Consider the following 25,693-nt stretch of genomic DNA (forward strand, 5'->3'; position numbering starts at 1 on the left):
AATCCCGTCCGAGGCGCACGGACGGTTCGTACGGAGCGCGTCCACGCCCGGAGCGCGCCTACGCGCGGGGGCGGCGGCCCGAGCGCCGCGGCGGGGGAGGGGACTCGGCGCGCAGGGCCGTGCGCCGCTCGTCGCCGTTCGCCTCCAGGTGGGTGACGACCGAGCGGAGCGTCTGGGCGAGCGTCTCGTTCTGCGGGCGGCTGAGGCCCTCGACCACGAACGCCTCCTCGGCGTTGAACGCGGGGAACAGGCCCTGCATGAGGTCCTGCCCCTTGTCGGTCAGGCGCAGCAGGACCAGGCGCCCGTCGGTGGCGTGCGAGCCGCGCTCGATCAGGCCGCGCCCTTCGAGGGTCTTGACGACGCCGGTGAGGGTGCCCTTGGAGATGCCCGCCTCCTCGGCGACGTGCCGCGTCTCCATCTCGTCCCAGATCCACACGACCCAGAGCACCACGAACGCCGTCCAGGTGAGGTCGGCCCCGCGCAGCACCGAGCTCTCGAAATGCTGCCGGATCGCCGCCGCGGCGCGGTAGATGTTGGAGACCGCCATCATCGCGTCGTGGCGCAGCGGGACGTCCCCGAGCCGGCGCTGGATCGCCTGCTCGGTCTCTTGCAGCGTGTGGTGCCCGGTCACGGTGCCCCCTTCGTCGGCGGCACCGAATCTACCCTTGTCAGGCGCGGCCGGAGTCCGTACTCTCGCAAATCGTGCGGGCCCAAACGATCCGGCTCTGGAGTTGCGCATGGCGGTCCCCGACGTCCTCCCGTCCGGCTCCGAACCCGGCCCCGGCCCCGCGCGCGCAACGGCCCGCCGCCGGATCGGCGTCCCCGGGATCGTCTTCTTCGTCGTCGCCGCGTCCGCGCCGCTGACCGTCGCCGCGGGCGGCCTGCCCACCTCGTTCGCCGTGACCGGCGTGACGGGGATACCGCTGCTGTACGTGGTGCTGGCCGTCCTGCTCGCCGCGTTCACCGGCGGGTACGCGGCGATGAGCCGTTCGGTGTCCAACGCCGGGGCCTTCTACGCGTACGTCACGCACGGGCTCGGGCGCGTCCCGGGCGTCGGCGCGGCGTTCGTCGCGCTCGTCAGCTACAACACCATGCAGATCGGGCTGTACGGCCTGTTCGGGTTCACGACCGCCGACCTGCTCAAGACCAAGGCGCACCTGGACGTGCCGTGGTGGGCGGCGGCGCTCGCCGGGGCGGCGGCCGTCGCGGTGCTCGGGTTCCGCCGGATCGACCTCAACGCGCGGGTGCTCGGCGTGCTGCTCGCCGTCGAGTTCCTCACCGTGCTGGTCTTCGACGCCGGGCAGCTCGCGGGCGCGCCGTCGGGTGTGTCGTTCGGCCCGCTCGGCGTGGACGCGGCGCGGGACGGCGCGGTCGGCGCCGCGTTCTGCTTCGCGATGGCGAGCTTCATGGGCTTCGAGGCCGCGGCGATCTACAGCGAGGAGTGCCGCGACCCGCGCCGCACGGTCGGCCGCGCCACGTACGCCGCGGTCGCGCTGATCGGCGTCTTCTACGCGTTCACCGCCTGGGCCATGACGGTCGGGACCGGCGCGGAGGACATCGCCCGCCGCGCCCGCGAGGACGGCCCGGGTCTCGTCTTCGCGCTCGCCGAGCAGCACGTCGGCGCGCTCTTCGCCGACCTCGCGCAGGTGTTCCTCGTGACGAGCCTGTTCGCGGCGCTGCTGTCGTTCCACAACGCGGTCGCGCGCTACTTCTTCTCGCTCGGCCGCGAAGGGGTGCTGCCCGGCGTCCTCGGCCGCACGCACCCGCGGCACCGTTCGCCGCACGCCGGGTCGGCGGCGCAGAGCGCGCTCGCGGTCCTCGCGGTCGCCGCCTTCGCGGCCGCGGGCGAGGACCCGGTGCTGACGCTGTTCAACTGGTTCACCAACCTCGGCGCGCTCGGCGTCATCCTGCTGCTCGCGCTGACCTCGGCGGCGGTGGTCCGCCACTTCGCCCGCGACCCGCGCGGCGAGAACGCCTGGAACCGCCTCGCCGCGCCGGTCCTGTCGGGCCTCGGCCTCGCCGCCGTGTTCGTCGCGTGCCTGCTGAACTTCGACGCCCTCCTCGGCGCCGACCGGGACTCCGCGCTGGTCTGGCTGCTGCCCGGCCTGCTCCTCGCGGCGGCCGTCGCCGGCCTGCTCCACGCCGCGTACCTGCGGGCGGCCCGCCCGGACGCCTACGCCCGGATCGGCCGCCCGCCCGGCGCGTGACGGCCCGCCCCGCGCGGCGCTCGGGCGCTCGGGCGGCCGGCCGCTCAGGCGAGGCGGCGGCCGCCCGCCCAGGTCACGCCGACCTGCCGGTGGTACGCGCCGATGACCTCCCGGACCTCCAGCGCCGCGAGCTCCTCGGTCGGCGCGTCGTACAGGCGCAGCTCGGCGTCGCCGCGCCACGCCCGGCCCGCCTCGAACGACGCGGCGCCCGACTCGACCAGCTCGTCCAGCGCGGGCGCGCCGTCCACCTCGATGGACGGCAGGAACCGGTGGTGCGCCATCGGATGGGCGTTGACGAACCCGTTGGTCTCGGACGGCCCGGTCAGGGTGACGACCGCCTCGGCGAGGCGGCGGTCGCCCGCGGCGAGCGTCGCGCCGAACCGCCCGCCGGGAGCGAGCCGGGGCGCCGCCCGCCCGAACGGGTGCGGCCGCGTCTGGTGGATCGAGCCCAGCTTCTTCGGATACCCCTGGTGCAGGCCGCGCGCGAGGGCGAAGTCCTTGTCGACCCAGATGTAGACGCACCGCGAGTACGTCCGGCCCTCGAACGAGCAGCGGACGACGACGAAGCACTCCTTGTACTGGGAGCGGACCGGGTCGAGCAGCTCCTCGGCGGAGTCCGAGCACGACTGCCAGTCGGCCCAGATCACCGCGACCGCGCCCGGGTCGTCCGGGGCGGGCTCCAGGGGCGCGGGCAGCAGCTCGGCGACGCGGGCCGGGTCGGTGCGGTACTCCACGGTGAGCAGGTCGCCGGAGTAGTGCCACGGCGGCGCGGGGATCAGCGACGAGCGCCCCGTCGCGGTCCTGGGATGGAGGAAGCCTCGCACCGGTGCCATCGCGCTCTCCTTCGGGTCGCCGCGCCGCATGTCGTTTGGGCCCGTACGTTATGCGCCCGCGCCCCGGTTTGTCACCCGCCCCGGTGATCGCGCCGTCTCCCGCCGGACCCTTGCCAGGGCCGGGACGCCCCCATATGGTTTGAGCCCAAATGACTTTCGTCGCCCCGTCCCCCGAGGGGAGAGCCCAGGTGAACGGACACGACCCCGAAGGCGCCCGCGACGCCCCCGCCGGCGCCGGCGGCGGTCCGCGCGAGGTGGCGGACCGCCTGGCGGGGGAGGGCATCGACGTCGTGCGCGTCACCTACCCCGACCTGGTCGGCATAGACCGCGCCCGGGACGTGCTGGTCGAACGGCTGCCCGACGCCGTGGAGCACGGCCTGGCGTTCTGCCGCGCCGTCTACCACACCAGCCCGCAGGGCGACACGGCCGACGTCGCGGGCGGGCTGGACGCCGGGATGCCCGACATCCGCGTCCGCCCCGACCTCGCCACGCTCGTCCCGCTGCCGTGGGAGCCCGGCGTCGCGCAGTGCCTCGGCGAGGCGTACGAGCCCGACCGCGACGAGCCGTGCCCCGAGGGCCCGCGCGAGGTGCTGCGCCGCGCCGTCGAACGGCTCGCGGGCCTCGGCCTCACCGCCGTCGCCGGGCCCGAGCTGGAGTACTACCTGTGCGACCCGGACCCCGGCTCGCCCACCGGCTGGAGGCGGTACGGCGGCGGCCCCGGCAGCGTCTACTCCGCCGGCCGCAAGGGCGATCCCGACGGGCACCTGCTGCGGACGCTCCGGTACCTGCGCGACCTCGGCCTCGGCGTCACGATGGGCAACCACGAGTTCGGCGTCGGCCAGTTCGAGATCAACCTCGACCACTCCGAGGCCCTCGACGCCGCCGACCGCGCGTTCCGCTTCAAGGCCGCCGTCAAGGAGATCGCCCGCACGGAGGGACGGCTCGCGACGTTCATGGCGAGGCCGTTCAACGACGACGGCGGCTCCGGCTTCCACGTCCACCTGTCGTGCGTGGACGCGACGGGCCACAACGTCTTCGCGAGCGGGGACGGCGACGGGCTGTCCGACGTCGCCCGCGCCGCGGTCGCGGGGGTGCTGGAGCACGCGCCCGCGCTCGCCGCCCTGCTCAACCCGACGGTCAACTCCTACAAGCGGTTCGGGCCCGACACGCTCGCGCCGTGGCTGATCGACTGGGGGCTCGACAACCGCAGCGCGATGGTGCGGATCCCGCCCGAGCGCGGCGCCGCGACCCGCATCGAGGTCCGCCTCGGCGACGCGTCCGCCAACCCGTACCTCGGCATCGCCGGGCTGCTCGCCGCCGTCCACCTCGGCGTCCGCGACAAGCTCGCCGCGCCGCCGCCGCTGGAGGGGTACGGCTACGACCCCGCGAAGGCGCCCGTCCTGCCCGCCGACCTGCCGTCCGCACTGGGCGCCCTCGCCGCCGACCACGCCCTCGCCGAGGTGCTCGGCGAACGGTTCGTCGCCTCGTTCCTCGCCTACAAGAGGGACGAGGTCGCGCGCTTCGGCCGCCACGTCACCGACTGGGAGTTCCGCGAGTACGGGTACCACCTGTAGCCGGCGAAGGAGCCACCTTGCCCGACACGACCGCCCTCGACCTCTCCGACCCGGACGGCTTCCTGGACGACGCGGCCCCCTGGCGGGCGTTCGACGCGCTCCGCCGCGCCGAGCCCGTCCACTGGACGCCCGAGAAGGGCGGCAGCGGGTTCTGGTCGCTCACCCGCCACGCCGACGTCCTCGCCGCCGACCGCGACACCGCCGCGTTCACCTCCGAACGGTTCGTCAACCTCGAAGAGGTCGACGAGCGGCAGGCGGAGATCCGGCGGTCGATGCTGGAGACCGACGGGCCCCGGCACCACGCCCTGCGCCGCGTCCTGTCCCGCGAGTTCACCCCCCGCGCCGTCGCCGGGTACGCGACGTTCCTGCGCGGCCTCACCGCCCGCACCCTGGACGCCGCGCTCGCCAAGGGCACGTTCGACTTCGTCTCCGAGATCGCCGCCGACTTCCCGATCAACGTGCTGGCCCGGATGCTGGACGTCCCGGACGGCGACGCCGAGCGCCTCATCGGCTGGGGCAACCGGATCATCGCCAACACCGACCCCGAGTACGCCGACGTCCTGCTGCACAGCGAGGAGAGCGAGCGCTACCGCGACCTGCCGTTCCGCAGCCCCGCGTCGCTGGAGGTCTTCGAGTACGGCCGCGAGCTGGCCGCCCGCCGCCGCGGCGGCGCCGGGACCGACCTGGTCAGCAGGCTCGTCAACCAGACCCCGCCGGACGGCGAGCCGCTGTCGGCCCGCGACTTCGACAACTACTTCCTGCTCCTGGTCGTCGCCGGCAACGAGACCACCCGGCACGCGATCTCGCACGCCATGCGCGCCCTGATCGAGCACCCCGCCGAGGCCGAACGGCTCCGCGCCGACCCCGCGCTCATGCCCGGCGCGGTCGAGGAGTTCCTGCGCTGGGCGTCGCCGGTCTACCACTTCCGGCGCACCGCGACCCGCGACCTCGACCTGCACGGCCGGACGGTCCGCGAGGGCGACAAGGTCGTCCTGTGGTTCGCGTCGGCCAACCGCGACGAGGCCGTCTTCGCCGACCCGTACCGCTTCGACGTCACCCGCTCCCCGAACGACCACCTCGCGTTCGGCAAGGGCGGCCCGCACTTCTGCATGGGCGCGGCGCTCGCCCGCCTGGAGATGCGCGTCATGTTCGAGGAGCTCCTGCCGCGCCTCGCCGGCATCCGCCTCGCGGGCCCCGTCCGCCGCGTCCGCTCCAACTTCGTCAACGGCATCAAGACCATGCCCGTCACCGTCGCCCTCGCCTGACCGCGCGCAGGCGCGGGCGGGCGCCTCCCGAAGCGGTCCGGCCCGTCCCCGCGTTCCCCGGACACGGGTCGGCGGGCCGGCCCGGTGCGGGCGGCCCGCCGTTCGGCGCGGGGATGCGCGGGTCAGAGGGGGAGGCCGGTCAGGACCATGACCTTCTCCTCGGTGTAGTCGGCCATCGCGGACCGCAGCCCCTCGCGGCCGACGCCGGAGTCCTTCACGCCGCCGTACGGCATCTGGTCGGCGCGGTAGGACGGGACGTCGCCGATGACGACGCCGCCGACCTGCAACTCGCGGTGCGCGCGGAACGCGATGTCGAGGTCGCGGGTGAACACGCCCGCCTGGAGCCCGAACTTCGACGCGTTGACCAGCTCGAACGCCTCGTCCACGCCGTCCACCGGCTGGACCATCAGCACCGGTCCGAAGACCTCCTCCTGGGCGATCTTGGAGTCGGCGGGCACGTCCGCGAGCACGGTCGGCGCGTACGCCGCGCCGTCGCGCGAGCCGCCCGCGAGGACCCGGGCGCCGGCGGCGACGGCCTCGTCCACCCACGTCTCGACCCGTACGGCGGCGTCCTCGCTGACCAGCGGGCCGACCTGCGTCTTGTCGTCCCACGGGTCGCCGGTGACCAGGCCGTTGACCGACTCGACCAGCTTCGGCACGAACGCGTCGTACACCGTCCGGTCGACGTAGACGCGCTGCACCGCGATGCAGGACTGGCCCGCCTGGTAGTTGGAGAACAGCCCCACGCGGGACGCCGCCCAGTCGAGGTCGGAGCCCGGCAGCACGACCGCCGCGCCGTTGCCGCCGAGTTCGAGCGTCACGTGCTTGCGCGGCACCTGGTCGTTGATCGCCCAGCCGACCGGGACCGAGCCGGTGAACGACACGATCGGCAGCCGCGGGTCGTCCACCAGCGCGCCCGCCCGGTCGTTCGGCACCGGCAGGACGGAGAACATGCCCGCGGGCAGGTCGGTCTCGGCGAGCAGCTCGCCGAGCAGCAGCGCCGACAGCGGCGTCGCGGGCGCGGGCTTGACCACGATCGGCGCGCCCACCGCGATCGCGGGGGCGATCTTGTGCGCGGTCAGGTTGAGCGGGAAGTTGAACGGCGAGATGCCGAGCACCGGGCCCTTCGGCGCGCGGGTGATGTAGACGATCCGGCCGTTCGCCGCGGGATCGGTGTCGAGCCGCTGCGTGGTCGGGCTCCAGCGCCGCGTCTCCTCGGCCGCGAACCGGAACGTCGACACCGCGCGGGTCACCTCGCCGCGCGCCCACAGCAGCGGCTTGCCGTTCTCGCCGGTGATCAGCCGGGCGACCTCCTCGGACCGCTCCTCCAGCCGCCGGGACACGTGCGCGAGGGCCTCCGCGCGCACGTGCAGCGGCAGCGCCGCGGCCTCGTCGCGGACCGCGTGCGCCGCCGCGACGGCCTCCTCCACCTGCTCCGGGGTCGGCACGGCGGCGGCGCCGACCACGCGGCCGTCGTACGGGTGGGTAACGGTCAGCTCGCCGGCACCGGTCGCCGAGCGGCCGGCCAGCCAGAATGGGGTCACGTTCATGCCTTCACGCTATCCCCGGCGGCCCGGGATGGGAGTCTCCAGGCTGTCCAATCGCGTCCTCGTCGTTGGCCGTCACGGACAGCGCGATCCACAGCTCCGCCCGTACCGCCGGATCGTCGAGATCGCGCCCGAGGAGCCGCGCCGCCTTCCGCATCCGCGCCCGCAGCGTGTGCCGGTGGACGCCCAGCGCGCGCGCCGCCGCCTCGCCCTGCCCGTTCGCCATGACGTACGCCCGCAGCGAGCCGACCAGCGCCGGGTCCTCGGCCCTGAGCGGCGCCAGCAGCGCGTCGGCGAACCCCCGCGCCGCCCCCGGGTCCATCAGCCCGAGCAGCCCCTGCCCCGGCAGGTCCGCGTGCCGTACGACCGCGTGCGGACGGTCGCGGCCCGCCCGCAGGCGGCGCGCCGCCGCCAGCGCCTCGTCGGCCTGCCGCAGCGCCTCGTCCAGCGCCTCGATCCCGGACGGGTCGCTCGCCCCGACGGCCCCGCTCGCCCGCGCGAGCCCGATCACGTGCTCGCTCAGCGCGTCCGGCACGATGACCGCGCACCGGTCCGGCCCCGGCAGCGGCAGGCACCGTTCCCCCGCCGGGTCCCCCTCCACGGCTTCGAGCGCGTCGGCGCCGCCCGCGCACGCGAGCACCCGCACCGGCGGCCTCGGCATCGCCGGGCTGTCGGACGGCGCGCCCAGCAGCACCGCCGCGAGCGCCGCCCGCAGCTCCCGCCCCGTTCGCGGCGTCTCCGACTGGAGCGTCAGCAGCGAGACCGCCGAACCGGCGATCGTGTGCGCGACGTGGGGAGCGGCTCGGCCGTCCCGACCGCCAGGTAGCCGCGCGCCCGGCCGCCGAGCCCGATCGGGTGCACGACGACGGGCCCGTCCTCGCCCGACAGCGCCAGGCTCGCCGCCCGCCGGGCGCCGCGCAGCCGGGGGAGCTCGGCGGCCAGGGCGGCGGCGCGGTGGCGGGCGCGGGCGGGCTCGGCGTGCCGGACGCCGCCGGACGGGTCGAGCAGCAGCGCCCAGCCGCCCAGCTCGCGGGCCAGCCGGGAGACGAGCGGCCCCTCGCCCTTGAGCGCGGCGCGGGTCAGCTCGCGCTGGGCCTGGAAGGCGCGGGTGACGTCCTCGTACCACTCGGCGGCGAGCATGCGGGAGACCGCCTTGCCGACCGCGATGAACGGCGTGGGGCGCGGCACCTCCAGCAGGGCGAGGCCCTGCGCGCGCGCCGCGCCGACCAGCTCGGGCGGGACGTCGTCGTGGATGACGCCGACCGCGAAGCCGAGCCCGGCGACGCCCCGCCCGACCAGGCGGGCCACGTACGGCGCGGCGTTCGCCGGGGTGAGGCGCATCCCGGTGGTCAGGACCAGCTCGCCGCCCTCCAGGAACGGCGTCGGGTCCTCCAGCTCGCTGACCGCCACCCACAGCACGGGCGCGTCCGGGCGCGGATCGGTGATCGGCCGCAGCCCGAGCTGCGGCAGCGCGGCCACGCTGGCGAGGGTGGGCGGCATCGCGCTCCCGGGTCTCGTAGTGGGCACGGGCCTCGTAGGGTGCACGGGCCCCGCAGTGTGCACGGTGTCCATCCGGACGGACGCATTTCGCCGTTCCGTATGCTTTCAGGCTAGGCGGCGCGCGGCTTATGTTCGCGCCATGACCAGCCATCCCACCGGCGGGCCCGACCGCCTGCCCCAGGAACGACGCGTCGTCACCGAGATCCCCGGGCCCCGCTCCCAGGCGTTGCAGGAGCGCCGCGCCGCCGCGGTGCCGCCCGGCGTCGGCAGCGTCCTGCCGGTGTACGTGACCGACGCCGGCGGCGGCGTGATCGTCGACGTGGACGGCAACTCGCTGATCGACTTCGGCTCCGGCATCGCCGTGACCGGCGTCGGCAACGCCAACCCGCGCGTCGCCGCCCGCGTGCGGGCGCAGGCGGAGCGCTTCACCCACACCTGCTTCATGGTCGCGCCCTACGAGTCGTACGTCGCGGTCTGCGAGAACCTCAACCGGATCACCCCGGGCGACCACGCCAAGCGCTCCATCCTGGTCAACAGCGGCGCCGAGGCCGTCGAGAACGCCGTCAAGATCGCGCGGTACGCCACCGGCCGGCAGGCCGTCGTCGTGTTCGAGCACGGCTACCACGGCCGGACCCTGCTCACCATGACGCTCACCGCGAAGAACATGCCGTACAAGCACGGGTTCGGCCCGTACGCGCCCGAGGTGTACCGGATGCCCCTCGCGTACCCGTACCGCTGGCCCACCGGCCCGGACAACTGCGGCCCCGAGGCCGCGGCCCAGGTCGCCGGAGAGATCACCAGCCGGATCGGCGCGTCCAACGTCGCCGCCGTCGTGATCGAGCCGATCCAGGGCGAGGGCGGCTTCATCGAGCCCGCGCCCGGGTTCCTGCCCGCGATCGCCGAGTTCTGCCGGGCGAACGGCATCCTGTTCGTCGCCGACGAGGTGCAGACCGGGTTCGCACGGACGGGCGACCTGTTCGCCTGCGAGCACGAGGGCGTCGTCCCCGACCTCGTCACGACGGCCAAGGGCATCGCGGGCGGGCTGCCCCTCGCCGCCGTCACCGGCCGCGCCGACATCATGGACAAGGTGCACGGCGGCGGCCTCGGCGGCACCTACGGCGGCAACCCCCTCGCCTGCGAGGCCGCGCTCGCCGTCCTCGAAGAGATCGAGAACGAGAAGCTCACCGAGCGCGCCCGCCGCATCGGCGAGACCATGCTGCCCCGCCTGCGCGCCCTCGCCGCCCGCCACGACGTCATCGGCGACGTCCGCGGCCGCGGCGCCATGATCGCCATCGAGATCGTCCGCGACCCCGCCACCAAGGAACCGGCCCCCGAGCTCACCGCCGAGATCGCCCGCCGCTGCCACGCCGCCGGCCTCCTCGTCCTGACCACCGGCACGTACGGCAACGTCCTGCGCTTCCTCCCGCCCCTCGTGATCCCCGAACACCTCCTCCACGAGGGCCTGGACATCCTCGAAACCGCCTTCACAGACCACCCCACCCCATAACCGGGCCCGCCCGGCCACCGAAAGGGCCGCCGACGTCGTCAACACGACGCCGCCGGCCTTCCGGCGCTGCGTGGGTGAGGTGGTGCGGGCCGGTGTGGCGCGGGTGAGGTGGTGCGGCTCGGCGTGGCGCGGGCCGGTGTGGCGCGGGTGACGTGGTGCGGGCGGCGTGGTCCGGGTGAGGTGGTGAGGGCCGGCGTGGCGCGGGTGACGTGGCGCGGGTGACGTGGCGTGGGTGACGTGGCGTGGCAGGACACGTAAGGGCGTGGCGGGCGCGTAGGGGCGGTCCGGCGTGGCGTGGCGGGGCGCGCAGGGGCGTGCCGTGCAGGGGTGGTGTGGCGGGGCGCGCAGGGGGTGGTGTGGCGGGGCGCGCAGGGGCGTGGTGTGGCGGGGCGGGGCACGTAGGGCGTGGTGGCGTGACGTGGTGCGGGGCGGCGTGGCGGGGCGCACAGGGGCGTGGCGGCAGGCGTGGCGTGGTGTGGCGGGGGCGCGCAGGGATGGGCGTGGAGTGGCGGGACACGCAGGGCGTGGCGGAGCGGGGCACGTAGGGCGTGGCGTGGCGTGCAGGGGCGAGGCGCGCAGGGGGGTGGCGGCGGGGCGCGGCAGGGCGTGGCGTGGTGGCGCGGCGGGGCGGGCAGGGGCGTGGAGTGGCGGGGCGGGATACCTAGGGCGTGGTGGCGTGGAGTAGCGGGGCGCGCAGGGGCGGTGGCGTGCAGGGGTGCGCAGGGGCGTGGAGTGGCGCAGCGCGCAGGGGCGTGGGGGCGTCGTGTGGCGGGGCGCGCAGGGACGTGGCGGCGTGACGTAGCGGGGCGCGCAGGGCGCAGGGCGCAACGCGCAGGGGCGGGGCGGCGTGGCGTGGCAGGGCATGGAGGGGCGTGGTGCGCGGGGACGTGGCGTGCGTCACTCCGTTATCCGTTCGTGATTGACCCATGTCGTTTGGCCCCGTACGTTCTCGCCATACGTTTGGGCCCAAATCTCCTCGGAGGGGGCGGACATGAACGTTTCCCCGGACCTGGTACTGCTCGGCGGCGAGATCCTCACCGTCGATCGCGGCTTCTCCGTCGCGCAGGCGGTCGCGGTGACCGCCGGGACGGTCACGGCGGTCGGCGGCACCGACGAGGTGCGCGCGCTGATCGGCCCCCGCACCGAGGTCGTCGATCTCCGCGGCCGTACCGCGCTGCCCGGTATCAACGACTCGCACCTGCACGGATGCGCGTTCGGCAGCACGCGCCCGCCGCTCGCCCTCGACGTCGGCTTCCCCGCCGTACGGTCCATCGCCGACATCCAGGCCGCCGTCAAGGAGGCCGCCACGCGCACCCGCGCGGGCGAGTGGATCCGCGGCAACGGCTGGGACCCCGGCTACCTCGCCGAATGCACGGAGTCACGGCACGCCCCCGGCGAGGGCGGGCGCGCCGAGGGCGGGCCCGGCGGGCGGATGCCCCACCGGCGTGATCTGGACGCGGTCGCTCCCGACCATCCGGTGTACCTCCAGGACTTCTCCGGTCACCTCACCTGGGTCAACTCCAAGGCGCTCGAACTCGCGGGCATCACCTCCCGTACGCCCGCCCCCGAGGGCGGCGTGATCCTCACCGGCGCGGACGGCGAGCCGTCCGGCCTGCTCGCCGAGGGCGCGCAGGACCTCGCGCAGCGGTACCTCCCCCCGTTCACCCGGGACGACCTCGAACGGGCCATCCGCAGCGCCGTCGCGACGCTCCACCGCGAGGGCATCACCAGCTACACCGAGCCCGGCCTCGGGCCCGGCGGGACGAGCCTGTTCGCGGGCGCGGCGGGCCCGTCCACGCTGGACGTCTACGCCGACCTCGCCCGCGGCGGCGAACTCGCCGCGCGGGTCAGCGTCCTGCTCCTCCTCACCGGCATGGGCGGCTCGGCGGCCGAGATCGCCGAGGGCCTGGCGGACGCGAAGCCCCTGGAGGACGTCGACCCGAGGGTGCTGCGCGTGCTGGGCGTGAAGCTCTTCGCGGACGGCATCCCTCCCAACAAGACGGCCTGGACCAGCGAGGAGTACGCGGGCGGCGGGTTCGGCGGGCTGTGCGTGCACGGGAGCGCCGACGCGCTGCGCACCCGCGAGCTGACCGAGATGATCCGCCTCGCGCACGTGGCCGGGCACCAGCTCGGCGTGCACGTCACCGGCGACCGCGCCATCGACGCCGTCGTGGACGCCTTCGAGGCCGCCCAGGCCGAGCACCCCCGCGACGACCCCCGGCACTACGTCATCCACGCCGACCTCGTGGGCCCGCAGAGCCTGCGCAAGCTCGCCCGGCACGGGTTCGGCGCCAACATGAACCCCGCGATCAAGTGGACGATCGCGGACCTGATGGACGAGATGCTCGGCCCCGAGCGGTCGGCCTACCAGTGGCCGGTCCGCTCGGCCGTGGCGGCGGGCGTCCCCGTCACCAGCAGCTCCGACGCCCCGGTCACCTACCCGAGCTGGCGGCAGGGCGTCGCGGCGATGATGCTCCGCGAGTCGAAGGCCAGCGGGCGCCCCTCAGGCCCGGAGGAGTGCGTCGGCCTCCCCGACGCGATCCGCGCCTACACCGCGAACGCCGCGTGGCAGGACTTCGCCGAGGACTGGAAGGGCTCACTGGAACCCGGAAAGGTCGCCGACATCACCGTTCTGGACGGCACCATCACCTCCCTCGATCCGCACGATCTCCCCGACACCCCGATCGCCATGACCGTGTTCGACGGCCGTGTCGTGCACGCTAGCGAGGGCCTCTGACAATGCGGTCCAAGATCATCGAATCTGTCGCCATCGGCGCGGGTCAGGGCCCGCTCCAGCGGCTCGGCAGGCCGGTCGGGGCCGCGACGGCGGCGCTCGTCCTGGCGCTGGGCGCGGGGGCCTGCGCGAGCGGAGCCGACGCCGGGTCCGGGCCCATCGCCGTCGGCGCGGTGTCGACGCTCAGCGGCCCGGTGACGTTCCCCGAGGCGTCCGCCGCGGCCAGAGCGGTCTTCGACGACGTCAACGCGCGCGGCGGCATCAACGGGCGCAGGATCTCGTTCACCGCCGCCGACGACAAGGGCGACCCGTCCACGGGCGCGCTCGCGGCGCGCGACGTCATCCAGAACAAGCACGCGGTCGCCATCGCCGGCGGAGCCAGCCTCATCGACTGCCAGGTGAACGGACCGCTGTACGAGCGCTACCGCATCACGTCCATCCCCGGCACGGGCGTCGACCCCGGATGCTTCATCTCGCCGGGCATCTCGCCCGTCAACACCGGCCCCTACTTCGGAACGACGCTGACGCTCTACTACGCCTCCGAATACCTCAAGATGCAGAAGCTCTGCGGGTTCTTCTCCATCATCGGCGGAACGGGCCGCGCGTACAGGGACGGCGTCGTGCGCTGGTCCAAGCTCACGGGCAAGCGGCTGCTCATCGACGACCGTTCCCTCTCGGCCAACACCACCGACTACACGCCCTACATCCTGCGTGCGCGCGCGGCGGGCTGCCAGGGCGTGTTCTTCAACGGCACCGAGCCGATGGCCGTCGGATGGGTGAAGGCGGCGCAGGCGCAGAACGTCACGGGCGTGAAGTGGCTTTTCCTCGCGTCCACCTACACGAGCCAGGCGGCGGAGGCTTTCGGGCCCGCAGCCAAGGACGTCCTGGCGCTGTCGGAGTTCGAGCCGTACACCGACACCTCGTCCGAGGCCAATCAGGACTGGAGGACCACGATGGCTCGGCATCACGTGCCGTTGACCTCGTTCGCCCAGGGCGGGTACCTCGCCGCCACTCATCTGGTGACCGTCCTGCGCGGAATCAAGGGAGACATCACACGCGAGTTCGTGACCCGGGCGCTCAAGGGCCTGCGGCCGTTGCCGTCCGCCATGGCCGGCACGCCGTTCGCGTTCGGGCCGGGCGACGCGCACGCCTCCAACCTGGCGGGCAAGTTCGTCCGGCCGGAACGCGGCGGGTGGACGGTGCTCACCCGCGACTGGGTCAGGCTCCCCAATGCTTGAGGGGGCGATCGCGGGCCTGGCGGGCGGCGGCGCGTACGCGGCGCTCGGGCTGTGCCTGACGTTGATGTTCCGGCTCGTGCGCGTGGTGAACGTCGCGCAGGCGGCGATCGGCGTCATCGGCGTCTACACGATGGCGGCGGCGTCCGGGCACGGCTGGCCGTACGCGCCCGCGGCGCTCGCGGGGCTCGCGGTGTCGGCGGCCGTGGCGGCGGCGCTCGGCTGGGTGATGGCGACGTGGTTCGGGGAGGCCGGGGCCGACCGGCGCTCGGCCATCGCCATCGCGTTCCTGGTGGGCCTGCTGGCGGTGTCGTACCTGGCGTTCGGCACGCATCCGCGCCGGATGCCCGGCCTTTTCGACGGCTCGCTGTTCACCGCGGGCGGGATCACCGTCACGCAGGCGGCGGCGGTGTGCGTCGCCGGGTCGATCGTGGTCGCGGCATGCGCGCACGCGGGGCTGACCCGGACCGTCGTCGGCCTCCGCCTGCGCGCGCTCTCCGAGAAGCCCACGACGGCGGAACTGCACGGCATTCCCAGCCGGTGGCTGACCGTCGGGATGTGGGCGGCCACGGGCGTCCTCGCGGCGGCCGTGCTCCTGGTCGTCGCGCCGCAGCAGACGAGCGACCAGACGTCGCTGTCCCTGATGGCCATTCCGGCTTGCACGGCGGCGCTCGTCGGCGGATTCCGCAGCCTCGGCCTGACGGTCGCGGGCGGGCTCGGCCTGGGCGCTCTCCAAGGAGCGCTCGCGCACGTCGGCGAGCTACAGCAGTACCGCGACGCGGTGCCGTTCCTGGCGATCCTCGCCATCCTCATCTGGTCCCAACGCCGGGAGGTCTGGGATGCCGCGCGTTGACCGTTCGCTCGTTCAACCGGGCGGGGCGCTGCTCGTCATCGTCGCCGCCGCCGTCCTCGTCCCCGAATACTGGCTCTTCCTCGCCACGTCGGCGCTCGTGTCGGCGATCGTCCTGCTCGGCCTGGGCGTCGTCGGCCGGGCGGGGATGAACTCCCTGTGCGCGCTGTCGTTCGCGGCGGTCGGCGCCTGGACCGTCGCGCGGCTGAGCGTCTGGGACGTCCCCGGGGCCTGCTGCTGTGGGTCGTCGCCGGGGGCGTCGCCGCGACGCCGTTCGGGGTCCTCATCGGACTTCCGGCGCTGCGGCTGCGCGGGATCCACCTGGCGGTCGTCACGCTGGGATTCGCCGCCGCGTCGGAAGTCGTCATCGCCGCCGTGAACTTCCCGGGCGTCGATACGTTCGAGCAGGTCGGACGGCCCGGTTTCCTGGCCACCGACAGGCAGTACTTCGTTTACGCAGGGCTCCTGTTCGTCGTGGCCGCGTTCGGGGTCGAACTGCTGAGCCGTACGCGCATGGGCGCGGCATGGCGGGCCGTGCGCTTCTCCGAGCGTGCGACCGCCGCCGCCGGGACGAGCGTCGCGCGCGCGAAACTCTCCGCGTTCGCCCTCAGCGCGTTCGTGGCGGGACTCGCGGGCGGGCTGCTCGCGGGGCAGGTCGGCATGGTCACGGCGCAGAACTTCCAGACGATCGGATCGCTGGCGCTGTTCGTGGTGGCGGTGATGGCGGGCAGCGAGTACGTCGGCGGAGCGCTGTTCGGCGGGCTTCTGATGACGTTCGTACCGGAAATCTTCCGGCGGCTGGAGATATCGCAGGACTGGGCCAACATCCTCTTCGCGGTGGGTGCCGTCCAAGCCCTTTCCCAGGGGACGAGCATCAGCGACGGCATCGCGCGACGCGTGCGCACGAGGCGGCCCGTGCCCGAGCCGGGCGAACGGAAGGTCGCCGCAGGGGAGGCTCGCCGCGAACCGCCCTCCGGAGACGTGCCGCTCCTGAAGGTCGAAGGGCTCGGCATCCGCTTCGGTCAGATCGCCGCGCTCAAGGACGTCGATCTCGTCGTCCCGGAAGGGACCGTGATGGGCCTCATCGGACCGAACGGCGCAGGGAAATCGACGCTCACCGACGCGCTCTCGGGTTTCCTCCCGTCGGCCACCGGAAGCGTCACGCTCGCCGGGGAGACGCTCAACGAGAGGCCGGCGCACCGTCGCGCGGGCGCGGGACTGCGCCGCACGTTCCAGCAGGACCGCGTCCCTACGAGTCTCACCGTGGGCGCGTACCTGCGGTTCGCCGCGGGCCGCCGCGTCGAACGGGCCGAACTCGACGAAGCCTGCTCGTTCCTCGGCTGCCCCACGGCGGACCGCTACGTGGCCGACCTGGACGTGGGCAGCCGCCGCCTCCTGGAGGTGACCGCCGCGCTGCTGGCCCGCCCGAAGCTGGTCGTCCTGGACGAGCCCGCCGCCGGCCTGGCCCGCGCCGAGTCGATGGCGCTGGCCGACCGGCTGACCGAGGTCCCGGAGCGGTACGGCGCGTCGGTGCTGCTGATCGAGCACGACCTGGACATGGTGCGCAGAGCCTGCGCGACGGCCGTCGTCCTCGACTTCGGCGAGGTGATCGCGGCCGGGCCTCCCGCCGAGATCCTCGCCCGTCCCGAGGTCGCCCGCGCCTACCTGGGAGATGAGGTGGCGCTGGCATGACCGGCGACGACCGTTCTGCGGCGGGCGACGCGCTCGCCCTGGAGAACATCGCTGTCGCGCGCGGGGGAGCGCCGATCGTCCGTGACGTGACGCTCCACGCCCCGCGCGGGGCCGTGACCGTCCTGCTCGGCCCGAACGGCGCAGGGAAGACGACGCTGCTGGAGGCGATCGCAGGCGTCCTGCCGTTCGCGGCAGGACGCGCGGTGTGGCGAGACGACGAACTCGCGGGACTCGGACGCGTCGCCAGGGCTAGGCGTGGCATCGCCCTGGTCGAGCAGGGCCGCACGGTCTTCACGGACCTGACCGTGGCCGAGAACGTCCGCGTCGTCCGGCGCGACGCCGATGCGCTCGAAAAAGCCGTAGAACTCTTCCCGGAGCTGGAGAAACGGCTCGATGTCCCTGCGGGACTGCTGTCCGGCGGGGAGCAGCAGATGCTGGTCCTCGCGCGCGCGTTGGCGACATCGCCGTCCGTTCTGCTGATCGATGAGATGTCGCTCGGACTCGCGCCCGTCGTCGTTCGCAGACTCCTGCCCGCGATCCGCGGCCTGGCGGACGGCGGTGATGTGGCGGTGCTCTTGGTGGAGCAGTTCGCCACGCTCGCCCTGGAGATCGCCGACGGAGCCCACGTCCTGTCGGGAGGCCGCCTGACCTACTCCGGGCCCGCCCGCACCCTGCGCGACAACCCCAAGCTGCTGCACGCCGCGTACCTGGGTGAGACCGTCGAACCCGTGGCGGTCCCGGACGAACCGGCCGCCGTGGAGGAGGAGTGAGCATGGAACGCGTCCTGATCGTCACCGGCGGAGGCAGCGGCATCGGCGCGGCGGTGGCGCGGCTCGCGTCCGCGCGCGGCGACCACGTGGTGATCTGCGGACGGCGCAAGGAGGCCCTCGAACGGGTCACGGCCGAGACGGGCGCTGAGGCGCGCGTGGTCGACGTGACGGTCCCCGAGGCCGTCGCGGGCCTCGTGGACGGCGTGGTGGCGTCCTACGGCCGCCTGGACGGCGTCGTCGCCAACGCCGGGGTGATACGGGGCGGCGGGGTCCTGGACGTGTCGCTGGAGGACTGGGAGGACAGCCTCCGCACCAATCTGACCTCCGTGTTCCTGCTGGCCAAGGCCGCCCTCCCGCACCTGATCGCGGCGGGCGCCGACGCGGGCGCGCGCGAGGGCGCCAGGGCCGGCGGTGCCGGTGCGCTGGTCGCGGTGAGTTCCATCGCGGCGCTGCGTGCGGCGTCGGGCACGACCGCGTACGGAACGGCCAAAGCAGGGCTGAACATGCTCGTGCAGACGATCGCCGCCGACTACGGGCCGCGCGGCATACGCGCCAACGTGGTGTGCCCCGGATGGGTGCGCACGGAGATGGCGGACGGGGAGATGCGCGAGTTCGGCGAGCCGCTCGGGCTGACGGAGGACGAGGCGTACGAGGAGATGACGCGGCTCGTCCCGCAGCGCAGGCCCGCCGCCCCGGAGGAGGCCGCCGCGGCGATCCTCTGGCTGCTCGGCCCGGAGGCGTCCTACGTCAACGGCGCCGTTCTGAACGTGGACGGCGGAACGACCCTGCTCGACCCGGGCACCATCCCGTACGACTTCAAAATCAACCCCCGGTAGCCGCACGCAACGTCCCTGTGTCTACGCCTTCCCCTCCGCGCTTTCGTCCACATAGAGGGCGATCCAGTCGGCCACCATCGCAGGGGTGTCGGCGCCCTCGACCTCCAGGACGTTCCGGGTCAGGACACGGGTACGGCCGGGGGCCTTCTCGTGCACGTCCAGCAGTTCGGCCCGTAGCCGGACGCGCTGGCCCGTACGGACGGAGCGCAGGAAGCGCACCTTGTCGGCACCGTAGTTCAGGCCGTACACGCCGCCGTTCTCCAGCTTCAGATCCCGTTTGTGGAACGCCGCCAACAGGGAGAGCAGGAGAAACCCGGAAACCATCCGTTCTCCGGAGGAGCCGCCGTTGGACGGAGGCCGCCCCAGGAAGTCCTCGCGCAGGAAAGTGGCCTCCCCGAACGCCTGCTCGTCTGCGACATCAAGGCGGAGCCAGTCGGAGCAGAACAGCTCCTTGCCGACCAGCGAGGGGAGTTCAGCGAGCTTGTAGGTCACCGGCGTCATTGTTCCGCAGCGGGAGCGGCGCGCGAGTCAGCCGTGCGTAAGCGAGGGGCTCTCCGCCTGGGAAACACCATTCCGCGACGCGCCGTCCTGGGGCGCATCGGTGTTCTCAAGCCCGTACAACCCGGCGAGCAGGTCGTAGGAGCGCAGCCGGTCGGCGTGCTCGTACACGCTGGTGGTCACCATGACCTCGTCAACGGCCGTCCGCTCCAGCAGCGCGTCCATCTGCCGGCGTACGGTCTCCGGGCCGCCCATGACCTGCCCGTCCAGCCGCGACTGGATGATCTCCCGCTCCAGCGGCGTGTACGGGTGCGACGCCGTCTCCTCCGGGCTCGGCAGGGGACCGGGCGTTCCCTGGCGCAGCCGCAGGAACGACAGCGCCTGCGGAGCGGCCAGCTCGCGGGCGCGCTCGTCGGTGTCCGCAGCGGTCACCGACACGGCGATCATCGAGTACGGGCGCTCCAGCACGGCCGACGGGCGGAACGACTCGCGATAGAGGCTCAGGGCCGGAAGCGTGTTCTCCGAACTGAAATGGTGCGCGAACGCGAACGGCAGCCCCAGATACGCGGCGAGCTGCGCGCTGTAGCCGCTGGAACCCAGCAGCCAGACAGGGGGCTCATTGCCTGCGGCAGGGGTGACCTTGCTCTCCGCGCCGAAATACTCGCGAAGCTCCACGACCTGCTCAGGGAAATCGTCCACTGACAGGGCATCGGGGGAGCGGCGCAGGGCGCGCGCTGTGGCCTGGTCGGTTCCCGGCGCGCGTCCCAGGCCGAGGTCGATCCGGCCGGGATAAAGGGCTTCGAGGGTGCCGAACTGTTCCGCGACCACCATCGGCGCGTGGTTGGGCAGCATGATCCCGCCCGAGCCCACCCGCAGCCGTGTCGTCGCGGCCGCGACCTGGCCGATGAGCACCGCGGTCGCGGAACTGGCGATCCCCGGCATGGCGTGGTGCTCCGCCAGCCAGTACCGGTGAAAACCGAGCCTCTCCGTATGCCGCGCCAGATCCAGGGTGTTCCGCAGGGCCTGGGCGGACGTGGAGCCACTGACGACGGGGGCCAGGTCGAGGACCGAGAAGGGAACGCTCATAAAGGGTGCTAACCAGCGCGTTCGCCATCCTCTTCCCTGCCAGACCCCGATCGAGTCCGCCAGGCCCTGAAATCACAGCCCGCCCGACCCGTGAACGGCCTTACGCGTGGCCAGATCGAGCGGGCCGCGGCCGCGAAGAGAGCTCAGCGGAGCCGAAGGCCCAGCAGCACCGGATCGTGGTCGGAGGACCGGAACGCGTCCGGCCTGTAGAACGCAGGCGGGTTGTACTCCTGGTTGTAGTCAAGAAACGTCGGCTCGTCGCTGTTGATGTGCCAGATCGTGGCGCCGGTGACCCTGCGTGAGAGTCCCTTGGCCGCCAGAGCGTGGTCCAGCTCACCCGACTGGCCGTCGAAGACGTAGCTGTAGCGCTGGGCCGGCCGTACGAACCGCTCGGTCTGCCCGACGAGACCGCTCGCGGTGAGCGTCCTGATCGGGTCCTCGCCCGTGTACGCGTTCAGGTCGCCCAGGACGAGGGGGTTCTCCTCGCCTGCGGCCAGGGCCGCGATGGCCTTCGCTTGCGAGACCCTGCGGGCGTTGAAGCAGCTCTGCCCGTCGCCCTGGTCCTTGTCCGGTCCCGTCGCGCCGGTGCAGCCCTTCGACTTGAAATGGTTGACGATCGTCGTGAACGTCGCGCCGCCACCACGCGCGCGCTGGAACGCCTGCACCAGCGGAGGCCGTTCGAAGACCGGCTCCCCGGACGAACGGGCCGCGCCGACAGGGCGCACGCGCGCGGGCTTGTAGATGAGCGCGACGTGGATCTCATCCGTCCCGGGGTTCGGGTGCCTGACCCAGGAGTACGTGCCCGCGCCGACCGCCGCGTTCAGCCTGTCCACGAGGGCCTTGACGGCGGTGTCGCCGTTGTTCTCGACCTCCATCAGCCCGACGACGTCGGCGTCCAGGCCCTTCAGGGCGGCGACGAGCTTGGCGAGCTGCCGTTCCTGCTCGGCCGCGGTGTCCGCGCCGCGCTCGTCCAGCGTCGTGAACCAGTTCAGGGTGTTGAAGCTGGCCACTCTCACGTCGCCGCCGACGTTTTCCGGCTTGGCCGGACGCGGGTTGGTGCGCGCGAAGTGCGCCGCCCTGGTCGGCTGTAGGCGGTAGCTTCCGAAGCCCTCGCTCAGCACTCCCGTCAGACCGGTGGTGGAGTCGCCGATCCTGAGGACGCGCGGGTCGGTGTACGGAATCTTCGCCGGATTCTGCACGGTGGAGGCGTCATCGACCAGGAGCCGCCTCCGGTCGTTCTCCGCCTGGTCCGATCCGTGCGCGTCCGTGGGCTGGAACAGCCGTCCGCCCGCGGAGACCGTCACCTCTCCGTACCGGCCGAGCTGGTACGTCTCCGTCGCGGTGAGGCGCTGGCCGAACCGCAGCAGCATGCCCTCGTAGCGCTCGGGATCGTACGGCAGCTTCGCGCGCGTAGGCGTGACCCTGCCTCGGCCGCAGACGTCCACGGCGGTGACGGGCGAAAGCTCGGTCAGCCCGTTGTACTCGACGGCCTTCCCGGTCGCCAGCACCCGATCGCCCACCGCGACGTCCTTGGTCGAGTAGACGAACAGCCCGTCGGACGTGCTCGGGTCCTTGTCGGGCGTCGGATCCTGGATGAAGAAGCCCTTGAGCTGGTCCGCCCCCTGGAAATCGGCGGTGACGACCCCTTCCACCCGTACCGTCTGCCCGTTCAGAGGGGAGGCGGACCCGGAACCCTGTACCTGGGCGATCTCGTGCGTGGCCGGTGTACCGCACGCCCGCTCGGCCCGGGACGCCTGGGAGGCCGGGGACGCCTGGGCCGCCTGGGCCGCGTGGACGCCGACGGCGAGGCCGGCGGACAACGCGGTCGCGAGTACTGCTGCTGTTCGGCGCATGCGCGGGAGAGTAAGCCGCTGCAAAGACCCATCAGCGAACCATTGGCGAAGACTCCACCAATTCGTAATGGCGTGCAGCAAATCAGGAAACAGCGGTCACGCCAGTCCCGGCCGTCCGCGTCCAGAACGACCCGCGCGCACGCGAAGAGGCGCGGTCACCCGGCGCGGCACGCCGCCGGGCGAAGGCCCCCGAGCGCCATCTCCACCACGCTGTCGGCGTACTCGGGCGTCAACGGGGCCGTGCGCAGCATCCAGCGATGGAACAGCGGCGCGAAAATCATCTCCACGACCACCGAGAGGTCTAGGTCTTCGGCGATCTGCCCCGCGCGCTGCGCGGAGCGGATCCGGTCCTTGGTCGCCTCCAGCTGGGGGCCGAGCAGCCGATCGACCATCTCCCTGCCGAGCGACGGGTCGTTCTGGATCTCGACCGCCAGCGCGCGCGTCATCCCGTCGAGCACGGGGTCGTTGAACTGCGCGACCGTCGCCCGCAGCACGAGCTTCAGGTCGGCCTCCACGTCCCCGGTGTCGGGCAGCGCGCCGCCCTCCTCGCGCTGGTGGGCGAGCAGCGAGTCGAACATCACCGCGCCCTTGGACGGCCACCACCGGTAGATCGTCTGCTTGCCCACGCCGGCCTTGGCCGCGATCGCCTCGATCGTCAGTTTCGGATAACCGATATCGAACAGCAGCTCGTGGGTGGCGTCGAGGATCGCCTGCCGCGACCGTTCGCTGCGCCGTGACGGGTCGGGGGCCTTCGGCGGACTCATGATCCGGACCCTACCCCCAACGAACCGAAACGTCTCGTCTTGACACGGGAGGAACGATCACGCATGCTGTGTGAGGCGAAACGTATCGTCTCGTTGGAACGCGATCGGAGACCCCATGACCCGCCCCGCCCACATCGCCATGGTGAGCATCCCGGCGCCAGGCCACGTCAACCCGAGCCTGGAGATCATCCGGGAGCTGGCGGCCCGCGGCCACCGGGTCACCTACGCCAACGACCCGTCGTTCGCCGGCGTCGTCACCGCGGCCGGCGCCGAGCACGTCCCGTACGATTCGACGCTGCCCGCGCACGACAACGCGGTCGCGGCCGACGACCTGGCCGGGCAGCTCGCGCTCTTCCTCGACGACGCGATCGCGATGCTCCCGCAGCTGCGCGCCGCCTACGACGCCGACCGCCCCGACCTGTTCCTCTACGACATGACCGGCTACCCGGCGCGCGTCCTCGCCGAGAACTGGGGCGTCCCCTGCGCGCAGCTCTCCCCGTCCGCCGTCGCCTGGGAGGGCTACGAGGACGACGTGGCCGACCAGACCGAGGCGATCCGCGCCGACCCCCGGGGCGCCGAGTACTACCGGCGCGCCTCCGAGTGGCTGGCGGCCAACGGCGCGAGCGAGACCGACTCGACCCGCTTCATCGCCTGGCCCCCGCGCGGCCTCGCGCTGATCCCGAGCGTGATGCAGCCCAACGCCGACCGCGTCGACCTCGACCGCTACACGTTCGTCGGCCCCTGCCTCCCCGAGCCCGACCTCACCGCCTGGACCCGCCCGCCCGGCGCCGGCAAGGTCCTGCTGGTCTCGCTCGGCTCCGCGTTCACCGACCGCCCCGACTTCTACCGCGCGTGCCTCACCGCGTTCGGCGACCTGCCCGGCTGGCACGTCGTCCTCCAGATCGGCAAGCACGTCGACGAGGCCGACCTCGGCGAACTTCCCGCCAACGTCGAGATCCACCACTGGGTCCCGCAGCCCGCCATCCTCGAACAGGCCGACGCGTTCGTCACCCACGCGGGCAGCGGCGGGATCAACGAGGCGCTCCGCGCCGGCGTCCCCATGATCGCCGTCCCGCAGGCCGTCGACCAGTTCATGAACGCCGACCTGGTCGCCGCCGCCGGCCTCGGCGTGCGCCTCGACGACCCGACCCCCGAGGCGCTGCGCGCCGCGCTCCTCGACCTCACCGGCGACCCCGGCGTCGCGTCCCGCCTGTCCGCCACCCGCCGCGAACTCCGCGAGCAAGGAGGCACCGCCCGTGCCGCAGACCTCATCGAAGGCATGCTCGGAAACGCCCCCGTTCCCGTCCCCGATGACCGGGCGACCGGCAAGAGATGAGCCGTACCGGAGTCGCCGGACGGGTCCGACAACGCGCGCACGCGTGACACCGCCCTCGTGTTGGCGCTCCCCGTCTCACTCGCCGCCACGCTCCTGGTCGCCTCATCCAGTCCCGGTCAGGGTGGGGTGGGGGCCAGTGGGGGTGCCAGAGGTCGTAGGCGGCGCCGGGGAGGACGGCCGGGAGGGGGGACGACGGGTCGCCGGTGAGGCCGAGCTGGTCGCCCGCCTCGGCGGCGCCGAACTGGAGTTTCAGGGAGTAGGCGGTGCGGGCCAGGCTCTCGGGGCCGGCGACGAGGCAGGTGTAGCGGCGTTCGGGCATCTCCGAGTGGGGGATGGCGGTGCCGACGACCAGGCTGTTCGCCACGGTCACCCAGGTGCCGAGGGAGCCGACCTGGCGTTCGGCGCCCTGCTGCTCCCAGCGGTGTTCGAGGATCGGCTTCGAGAAGATCGGGACGAGGAGGTGGGAGACGCCGCAGGAGAGCAGTTCGCGCTCCCAGCCGATCGAACGGCTCAGGTCCTCGCAGATCAGGACGGCCAGGCGGCCCAGCGACGAGTCCAACAGGCTGATCTTGGAACCGGGCGTCGCGTACTCCTCGGCCGTGCCCGCGGCCGGAGCGTCAGGCAGGCGCCACAGCCTCATCTGCGCGGCGTCGAGCGTGAAGCCGGAGAGCTTGTCCTGGACGAGGAGCTCCTGGCCGGTCCAGCGGTCGAGCAGCACGGCGCGGTTGGGCGGCGGGTCGGTCGTCCCGAGCGGTCCGGTGCCGAGCAGGATGAAACGGAGCGGTCTGCGGTCCCGGTCGCGGTCGGCGGTGTCGAACGCGACCTCCTTCCAGTGCTCCAGAAGGGAGTCCGACAGCGACAGCTCGGGCATGACGGCGAGCTGGGCGCCCGACTCGTCCAGCCGCCGGATGATCGCCTTGATCCGGGTGCGGACCATCACCGAGTCCATCGGACGCAGCCGGTAGACGGTCATCCCGTGGCGGCGCTCGAAGTCGATCTCGATGTCGTCGAACGATTCGAGCACCGGCGCGCAGCCGACCGTGACCGGCTGGTCGCGCGTGAAGTGCGGGTCGTTCACCGCGGGCAGGACGCTGTGGTCGATCCTCTCCCACTCGTCCGGCGGGATCCGGTGCAGGCCGAAGAACTCCGCCTTGGTCCTGCGGCCGAGCGGCCGGCCGGGGAACGCGCAGCGCGGGAGCAGCGCGCCCTGCGTGCCGGGCCCGTTGAACCGCCCGTCGGTCAGGTAGTTGACCAGCGCGCCGGTCAGCGCGGGCGCGTCGTGGTACGGGCCGTACGGGTTGACGTGCGCGAGCGCGATGTCCAGTCCCAGCAGCACGGTGAACCGGCCGAGATCGCCTTTCTCCTCGACGTGCCTGGCGGTGACGGCGGGATCGAGTACGCCGGTGTCGAGAACGATCTCGGAGATCTCTCCGGCCTGCCGCCGCACCTGCGGGTCGTCGTGCCACTCCGTCGCCGTCCAGCCCCGGAAGAGGGCGTCGGGCAACGCGTCGTACAGAAGGACGAAGAGATCAGTCGGTTCGGCCGGGTAGGCAGTCGCCGCCAACTGATCCGTCATATGCGCCCCCGGGGGATTGACAGGAGTCGT

At 73.2% G+C, this 25,693-nt stretch carries 22 protein-coding genes; 12 read left to right on the forward strand and 10 right to left on the reverse strand.

Annotation, left to right across the window (positions count from 1 at the left end; translation table 11 throughout):
- Window positions 1-58: 58 nt before the first annotated feature.
- A complete protein-coding gene (locus GEV43_RS26745; RefSeq protein ID WP_160823067.1) occupies window positions 59-631 on the reverse strand; it encodes a MarR family winged helix-turn-helix transcriptional regulator in 573 nt (190 codons plus the stop codon).
- A 106-nt stretch (window positions 632-737) separates the two neighbouring features.
- Here GEV43_RS26745 and GEV43_RS26750 point away from each other — a divergent pair, with 106 nt between their 5' ends.
- Entirely contained in the window at window positions 738-2,207 is a 1,470-nt protein-coding gene (locus tag GEV43_RS26750) for an APC family permease (RefSeq protein ID WP_160823068.1), read from the forward strand.
- 44 nt (window positions 2,208-2,251) lie between these two features.
- Here GEV43_RS26750 and GEV43_RS26755 read toward each other — a convergent pair whose 3' ends face one another.
- Window positions 2,252-3,040 (reverse strand): acetoacetate decarboxylase family protein, encoded by a 789-nt coding sequence (locus GEV43_RS26755; RefSeq protein ID WP_160823069.1) that lies wholly within the window; start codon window positions 3,038-3,040, stop codon window positions 2,252-2,254.
- 188 nt (window positions 3,041-3,228) lie between these two features.
- On the opposite strand from GEV43_RS26755, the gene GEV43_RS26760 reads away from it, so the two are divergent.
- Complete coding sequence (locus GEV43_RS26760) at window positions 3,229-4,614, forward strand: glutamine synthetase family protein (RefSeq protein ID WP_309239857.1); 1,386 nt, start codon at window positions 3,229-3,231, stop codon at window positions 4,612-4,614.
- A gap of 17 nt (window positions 4,615-4,631) precedes the next feature.
- The gene (locus tag GEV43_RS26765) at window positions 4,632-5,879 is read left to right on the forward strand and encodes a cytochrome P450 (protein ID WP_175250141.1); all 1,248 of its coding nucleotides are present in this window, start codon (window positions 4,632-4,634) and stop codon (window positions 5,877-5,879) included.
- A 122-nt stretch (window positions 5,880-6,001) separates the two neighbouring features.
- Here the strand turns inward: GEV43_RS26765 and GEV43_RS26770 are convergent, their stop codons facing one another.
- Genes GEV43_RS26770 through GEV43_RS55175 form a run of 3 tightly spaced genes read right to left on the reverse strand, consistent with a single transcriptional unit; the run spans window position 6,002 to window position 8,926 of the window.
- A complete protein-coding gene (locus tag GEV43_RS26770; protein WP_160823071.1) occupies window positions 6,002-7,429 on the reverse strand; it encodes an aldehyde dehydrogenase family protein in 1,428 nt (475 codons plus the stop codon).
- A gap of 4 nt (window positions 7,430-7,433) precedes the next feature.
- Complete coding sequence (locus GEV43_RS55170) at window positions 7,434-8,120, reverse strand: helix-turn-helix domain-containing protein (protein ID WP_309239858.1); 687 nt, start codon at window positions 8,118-8,120, stop codon at window positions 7,434-7,436.
- 56 nt (window positions 8,121-8,176) lie between these two features.
- Complete coding sequence (locus tag GEV43_RS55175) at window positions 8,177-8,926, reverse strand: PucR family transcriptional regulator ligand-binding domain-containing protein (RefSeq protein ID WP_309239859.1); 750 nt, start codon at window positions 8,924-8,926, stop codon at window positions 8,177-8,179.
- A gap of 139 nt (window positions 8,927-9,065) precedes the next feature.
- Here GEV43_RS55175 and gabT point away from each other — a divergent pair, with 139 nt between their 5' ends.
- The 8 genes from gabT (at window position 9,066) to GEV43_RS26810 (ending at window position 18,550) form a co-directional block, all read left to right on the forward strand.
- The gene (gene gabT, locus GEV43_RS26780) at window positions 9,066-10,433 is read left to right on the forward strand and encodes a 4-aminobutyrate--2-oxoglutarate transaminase (RefSeq protein WP_160823072.1); all 1,368 of its coding nucleotides are present in this window, start codon (window positions 9,066-9,068) and stop codon (window positions 10,431-10,433) included.
- 991 nt (window positions 10,434-11,424) lie between these two features.
- Window positions 11,425-13,170, forward strand: a complete 1,746-nt coding sequence (locus GEV43_RS26785; RefSeq protein WP_160823073.1) for an amidohydrolase — start codon at window positions 11,425-11,427, stop codon at window positions 13,168-13,170.
- Window positions 13,171-13,172: 2 nt separating this feature from the next.
- Window positions 13,173-14,405 (forward strand): ABC transporter substrate-binding protein, encoded by a 1,233-nt coding sequence (locus GEV43_RS26790; RefSeq protein ID WP_160823074.1) that lies wholly within the window; start codon window positions 13,173-13,175, stop codon window positions 14,403-14,405.
- Window positions 14,398-15,255 carry a branched-chain amino acid ABC transporter permease gene (locus tag GEV43_RS26795; protein ID WP_160823075.1) on the forward strand — a complete coding sequence of 286 codons (858 nt, stop codon included), beginning with the start codon at window positions 14,398-14,400 and terminating at the stop codon, window positions 15,253-15,255. Before GEV43_RS26790 ends, GEV43_RS26795 begins: the two co-directional genes overlap by 8 nt.
- Entirely contained in the window at window positions 15,242-15,631 is a 390-nt protein-coding gene (locus GEV43_RS55180) for a hypothetical protein (RefSeq protein WP_309240074.1), read from the forward strand. The genes GEV43_RS26795 and GEV43_RS55180 overlap by 14 nt, the downstream gene beginning before the upstream one ends.
- On the forward strand, window positions 15,538-16,944 hold the full coding sequence (locus tag GEV43_RS26800; RefSeq protein ID WP_309240042.1) for an ATP-binding cassette domain-containing protein: 1,407 nt from the start codon (window positions 15,538-15,540) through the stop codon (window positions 16,942-16,944). The genes GEV43_RS55180 and GEV43_RS26800 overlap by 94 nt, the downstream gene beginning before the upstream one ends.
- On the forward strand, window positions 16,941-17,714 hold the full coding sequence (locus GEV43_RS26805) for an ABC transporter ATP-binding protein (RefSeq protein ID WP_160823076.1): 774 nt from the start codon (window positions 16,941-16,943) through the stop codon (window positions 17,712-17,714). The genes GEV43_RS26800 and GEV43_RS26805 overlap by 4 nt, the downstream gene beginning before the upstream one ends.
- Before the next feature lie 2 nt (window positions 17,715-17,716).
- Window positions 17,717-18,550, forward strand: coding sequence for an SDR family NAD(P)-dependent oxidoreductase (locus GEV43_RS26810; RefSeq protein ID WP_175250142.1), 834 nt, complete (start codon window positions 17,717-17,719; stop codon window positions 18,548-18,550).
- A 21-nt stretch (window positions 18,551-18,571) separates the two neighbouring features.
- Here the strand turns inward: GEV43_RS26810 and GEV43_RS55185 are convergent, their stop codons facing one another.
- From GEV43_RS55185 to GEV43_RS26830, 4 genes are all read right to left on the reverse strand, one after another.
- The gene (locus GEV43_RS55185; protein WP_160823078.1) at window positions 18,572-19,042 is read right to left on the reverse strand and encodes a MaoC/PaaZ C-terminal domain-containing protein; all 471 of its coding nucleotides are present in this window, start codon (window positions 19,040-19,042) and stop codon (window positions 18,572-18,574) included.
- A 36-nt stretch (window positions 19,043-19,078) separates the two neighbouring features.
- Entirely contained in the window at window positions 19,079-20,134 is a 1,056-nt protein-coding gene (locus GEV43_RS26820; protein WP_160823079.1) for an LLM class flavin-dependent oxidoreductase, read from the reverse strand.
- Between the two features lie 143 nt (window positions 20,135-20,277).
- Window positions 20,278-21,987 (reverse strand): ExeM/NucH family extracellular endonuclease, encoded by a 1,710-nt coding sequence (locus GEV43_RS26825; protein ID WP_160823080.1) that lies wholly within the window; start codon window positions 21,985-21,987, stop codon window positions 20,278-20,280.
- Between the two features lie 155 nt (window positions 21,988-22,142).
- Window positions 22,143-22,751, reverse strand: coding sequence for a TetR/AcrR family transcriptional regulator (locus GEV43_RS26830; protein WP_160823081.1), 609 nt, complete (start codon window positions 22,749-22,751; stop codon window positions 22,143-22,145).
- A gap of 115 nt (window positions 22,752-22,866) precedes the next feature.
- On the opposite strand from GEV43_RS26830, the gene GEV43_RS26835 reads away from it, so the two are divergent.
- Entirely contained in the window at window positions 22,867-24,087 is a 1,221-nt protein-coding gene (locus tag GEV43_RS26835; RefSeq protein ID WP_160823082.1) for a macrolide family glycosyltransferase, read from the forward strand.
- On the opposite strand, the gene GEV43_RS26840 is transcribed toward GEV43_RS26835, so the two are convergent.
- A complete protein-coding gene (locus GEV43_RS26840) occupies window positions 24,020-25,651 on the reverse strand; it encodes a hypothetical protein (RefSeq protein WP_160823083.1) in 1,632 nt (543 codons plus the stop codon). The two genes, GEV43_RS26835 and GEV43_RS26840, sit on opposite strands and share 68 nt — an antisense overlap.
- Window positions 25,652-25,693 lie beyond the last annotated feature (42 nt).

The organism is Actinomadura sp. J1-007 (assembly GCF_009793335.1).
GTDB classification, from domain to species: Bacteria; Actinomycetota; Actinomycetes; order Streptosporangiales; family Streptosporangiaceae; genus Spirillospora; species Spirillospora yumaensis.